The organism is Methanoculleus sp. UBA208 (genome assembly GCF_002498065.1).
Classification (GTDB): Archaea; Halobacteriota; Methanomicrobia; order Methanomicrobiales; family Methanoculleaceae; genus Methanoculleus.
This window is the reverse complement of sequence record NZ_DAFZ01000112.1, coordinates 1-4381: the sequence shown is the minus strand read 5'-3', so window position 1 is coordinate 4381 and position 4381 is coordinate 1. Positions and strand designations below refer to the sequence as shown.

General features: G+C 64.3%; 4 protein-coding genes. 1 reads left to right on the top strand and 3 read right to left on the bottom strand.

The features are described 5' to 3' along the window. Positions 1-279 precede the first annotated feature (279 nt). A complete protein-coding gene (locus BRA62_RS11725; RefSeq protein WP_292366815.1) occupies positions 280-1926 on the bottom strand; it encodes an ATP-dependent DNA ligase in 1647 nt (548 codons plus the stop codon). A 100-nt stretch (positions 1927-2026) separates the two neighbouring features. On the opposite strand from BRA62_RS11725, the gene BRA62_RS11720 reads away from it, so the two are divergent. Further along, entirely contained in the window at positions 2027-2260 is a 234-nt protein-coding gene (locus BRA62_RS11720) for a hypothetical protein (RefSeq protein WP_292366813.1), read from the top strand. A gap of 21 nt (positions 2261-2281) precedes the next feature. Here the strand turns inward: BRA62_RS11720 and BRA62_RS11715 are convergent, their stop codons facing one another. Next, positions 2282-2593 carry an SdrD B-like domain-containing protein gene (locus BRA62_RS11715; protein WP_292366811.1) on the bottom strand — a complete coding sequence of 104 codons (312 nt, stop codon included), beginning with the start codon at positions 2591-2593 and terminating at the stop codon, positions 2282-2284. A gap of 537 nt (positions 2594-3130) precedes the next feature. Continuing rightward, positions 3131-4381, bottom strand: a 1251-nt coding sequence (locus BRA62_RS11710; protein WP_292366809.1) for an SdrD B-like domain-containing protein, incomplete at its 5' end; no start/stop codon positions are given.

Genomic DNA, 4381 nt, shown 5'->3' with positions numbered 1-4381 from the left:
GGCTATCGCCATTGGGGGTGGGGCTGACGGGGAGGGGGAGACCCCCTCCCCTGTCTCCAACTCGCCAGGATCGCACATATCATCGACCCCACCCCGCCCGCGCTTCGCGCTCCTCCCCCGCACCTGACGGTGCTCATGCTCCGCTCTTTCAGAGCATCGCACCCCGCCCCTCAGGGGCGGGGGCAGTCATGGCGATACCCGGTGGAAAGCCGTGCCCCGGAGTGCCTCAGGACTGCGACCGTCTAGAGTAAACAGGAGTGGGGTCAGCAAAAGTGATTTTTAAAAAGACCCCTGTCCATTCTTCTGCCGGCCGTAGCGCTCGACGAGCGAGTCAAGCGCCTCGGCCTCGTCCACGCTCTTGTCCTCGCGCACCCGGACGAACCGCGGGAACCGGAGCGCATACCCGCTCTCGTAGTTCGGGCTCGTCTGGATCTCGGAGTAGCCCACCTCAAAGACCACCTCCGGCTCAAGCGTGACCTCCTTTCCGGAGCGGGCGATGACTTTGTCCTTGAAGAGGGCGTAGAGTTCGGCCAGCACCTCGTCGGTGATCCCGGTCGCCACCTTGCCCACAGGGAGGAGCCGGCCCTGGTCCTGCACCGCGAGCAGGAACGAGCCGAACGTCCCGGCTCTCCGGCCTTCGCCCCACTCGGCCCCGACGACCACGAGGTCGAGCGTCTCGACACCGGGTTTCACCTTCACCCAGAGCCGACCCCGGACGCCCGGGGTGTAGGGCGAGCCGGGGACCTTTACCATCACGCCCTCATGGCCGAGACCCAGGGCATCGGCGTAGATCGCCTCCGCCGCGGCCGCGTCGCCGACCAGATGCTGCGGAGCGACGTGTGCGCCGAGCGTCTCTTCGAGGATCTTGCGCCGCTCTTCGAGGGGGCGATCCATCAGCGTCTCGCCGTCAAGGTAGAGGATATCGAAGACCTGCGGCACGAGCTCGATCTTCTCCATCATCGAGTCGATCTCGTGCTTGCGCCGGAACCGCCGGATCACGTACTGGAACGGCATGGGCCTCCCGTCGCGGACTGCGACCGCCTCCCCGTCCAGGATCACGTCGTGATCGGTGGCCTCCATGAGGAGGCGTGCGATGTCGGGGAGGCTCCCCGTGACGTCCTCCAGTTTCCGCGAGTAGATCCGGCAGACGTCGCCCACCTTGTGGAACTGGAACCTGCTCCCGTCGTACTTGTACTCGACCGCCACCTCGCCGTGATCCTCAAGCTGCGCGGCGATGGTGCCCGCCTGCGCAAGCATCATCTTCACCGGCCGGAAGGGTTCGATCGTCACGCGGGAGAGCGCGTCGGGGTCACGCCGGGCAAGGAGGGCCACCTCCCCGAGATCGTTCATCGCCTGGTGGGCATGCTCGACAAGGCGCACGTCGATCTCGAACGCGCGCGCAACGGCGTCGCGGACGTTCCCCTCGCCCATGCCGATCCGGAGCTCCTCGAGCATCAGCCGCGCGATGTACCGTCCCTCGAGCGGGCGGGCGTTGCCGAAGAGGCCCTGCGCCACGCGGAGTTTCTCCCGCTGCGATCGCTGCCCTTCGGCGGCGGCCATCCGCTCGAACTCCCGGTAGACGTCGGTGAGGTCGAGTTCCTCGATGAAGAACGACGTCTGCTCTTTCTTTGCAAGGAGCCTCTCGACGGCGAGGCCCACGTCGCCGGTCGCGTTGATCGCCTCGCGGACCGTCTCCCTCTTCGTCCCGACGACGTAGGCCACGGCGTCGTAGAGGAGGTTCGGGCCGACGCCGAGCTTTTTCGGGCTCCAGTCGGGGAAGACCCTGCCCATGACGAACCGGACAAAGACGGGGAGTTCGTCGTCGTCGAGCCGGGGCAGGACGGCGGCGACCTGCTCGATCATCTCCAGGCGTCCCGGTATCCCCTCGAGGTGCTCGCAGACCTGGGCGAACTCCAGAAACTGCATACCCATATTCTTTCTAGTATTTCCCGGCGAGGTCAATCAACCTTCTGTTCGGCCGGCCGGTTCGGCACGATTGATGTGGGAGCACTGCCTACCTCTACCCATGAACCAGGACGAAGAACTCAAAGAGATGCTCCGGGACCTCCTCTGGCTCAATGCCCTGATAGCCACCGAACTCGTCCAGATCACCGAGAACACCTCCCAGATCCTCCGGAAGGCGGCTCCGCCGGAGTCCTGTATCGCCGAGCATGCGGCCCTTCGGGAGACGGCGCTCGAGATCGCCGACCGCTACAGGCCCGGCACGATGCTCCGGCAGCACGTCGCGGAACACCAGTAAAAATAGGTGGTGCGGCCGCCGTCAGCCTTCGGCCGCCACCAGACCGGCATCCCTGACGACGAAGTCGCTCGCCGCGATCACCTCTTCTGTCAGGTTGATGGCGGTGGTTGTTCCGTTGACCGTATCAACGGTGCTCGCCGTCGCGCCGGGTGCTCCCTGCCCGGGAATGGTGAAGGCGTACCCCTCCGGCAGGACGACCTCGACGGTGTAATTACCCGGGAGGACGCCGCTGAAGATGTAGAGCCCTTCACAGGCATGGGAGAACGTCTCCGCCGTCGCGATCCTCTCCCCGCGACGTCGAGGAGGTGGACGGCAACGCCGCTCATGCCCCACTCGCCGGAGCCCTGGATACCGTTTGCGTCGGCGTCCAGGAAGATTGTTCCTCCGATCGTGCCGACGGTCTTTTCATATCCTGTACCCGGGCCCGCCGGGACTGCGGCGCTTGCGATCGAACCGAAGACGAACGCTGATACGATGATAACTACAAGAACGCTGATATATCTCAATCGGCTCACCTCATTTCCCGGATGCCGTGAAGGTCCTCCGGGCGTGTAACCCCCCGAAAGAACGCATTGTTCATATCTGCCGTCAATCGGTGGCCGGACAGGCCGGAGTTTTTTCCGACCCGGTACCGGTCCGGGGTTCGACTCCTAATAGGCATTATAATATATTAATATATTTATGATGCCGGACGATAGGGCCCGGGAATAGAGGACTTCACTTTAGCAGCCAATACGAAGCCAGACATGAAAGCAGAGAATAACCCGGCCACTGCAACCCCAAATGATCGGGAGCAGTAAACCACGATGTGCAGGAGACTACAGGAAGAGCGCGCACGTTTGTTGTCTATCGGCGCCTTGTCCGCTCCGATTAATCATCTTCCTCCCTGTCGCCGTAATTCCGTCTTACGTTCTCCTCCCGGTCGGATCTGCTTTCGTCATCCTCCCCCGCCTCCTTTTTGTCATCGTCATCTTCTGCCTTCGTTCGGTCTTTATCGTCGTCTTCTTTTACCTTCTTTCGGTCGTCTTTATCCTCTTTCTTCTCCTTTCGGTCGTCGCTGTCATCTTCTCCGGTCATCTGCCGGTCGTCACCGGCATCATCCTCCGGGGCCTGCGGATCATCGGTCACGGCCGGCCCGCCCTGATCATCGTCCGTCGCGTCGGCGGCATCGTTCTTCTCATCGCGGGCAGCCGCATCGGCCTCATTCACCGGCCCCCCGGACGCATCGCCCGGAGGCGGGGCAGGGGAGGGGACCAGCCCCGCATCCCTGACAACCATATCACCCCCGCCGACCGTAAACGGAGCCGTCGTCCCGGTCGACGGAACGGCGTGGCTGTCGCCGCCGGTGCTCGTGAAGGCGTAGTCGTCCGGCGCGGTGAACGCGAGGGAGTACTCCCCGGGCGGGAGGGGGCCGAAGAGGTACATGGAGGAGTAACTGTCATGGTAGCCGGTGCGGGCCGATGCCGCCACATTCCCGCCTGCATCCAGGAGGGTGACCTCGACGTCCGTCAGGCCGGAGGTTTCGTCCCTGACACCATCCTGGTTATCGTCGCTCCAGGTCGTCCCGAGCACCCACCCATAGGCCGCCGCCGGGGACTGGGGCAGGTAACTCCCGATGAGTCCCGCATTCAGGGTCTGTTGTCCGACCCCGCCCTCCGCGAATGCTACGGCCCCCTCCAGGGGGCTCGCATCGCTGCCCAGGCCTGCAAGGGTGCAGGAGTAGCCGTCCGGCAGAAGGAACTCGGCACCGCTGTAATCACCGGTAGGGATGGTCGAGAACCTGTACGACCCGTCCGAACCGGTCACCGCGTAACCAAGCATGGTCCGCTTCCCGATCAGCCGCACGCTGATGCCGGGGATGCCCGGCTCGCCGGGGTCGAAGACGCCGTCAGCGTTCAGGTCGTACCAGACCATCCCCGACAGCGAACCGCTGTTCCCGGTATCGTTCCGGTCGCCGTTACTATCGTCACCCTGTTCATCTTCGTCATCGTCGTTCTCCGGCGTCCGGGTCGGAGCCGGCGTGGCCGTCTCCGTCGGCGTTGCCGTGGGTTCTGCGGTCCAGGTGGGCCCGGGCGTCGGGGTCTTCGTCGGGACTGCGGTCGGTGTCGGCGTTGGTGTCGG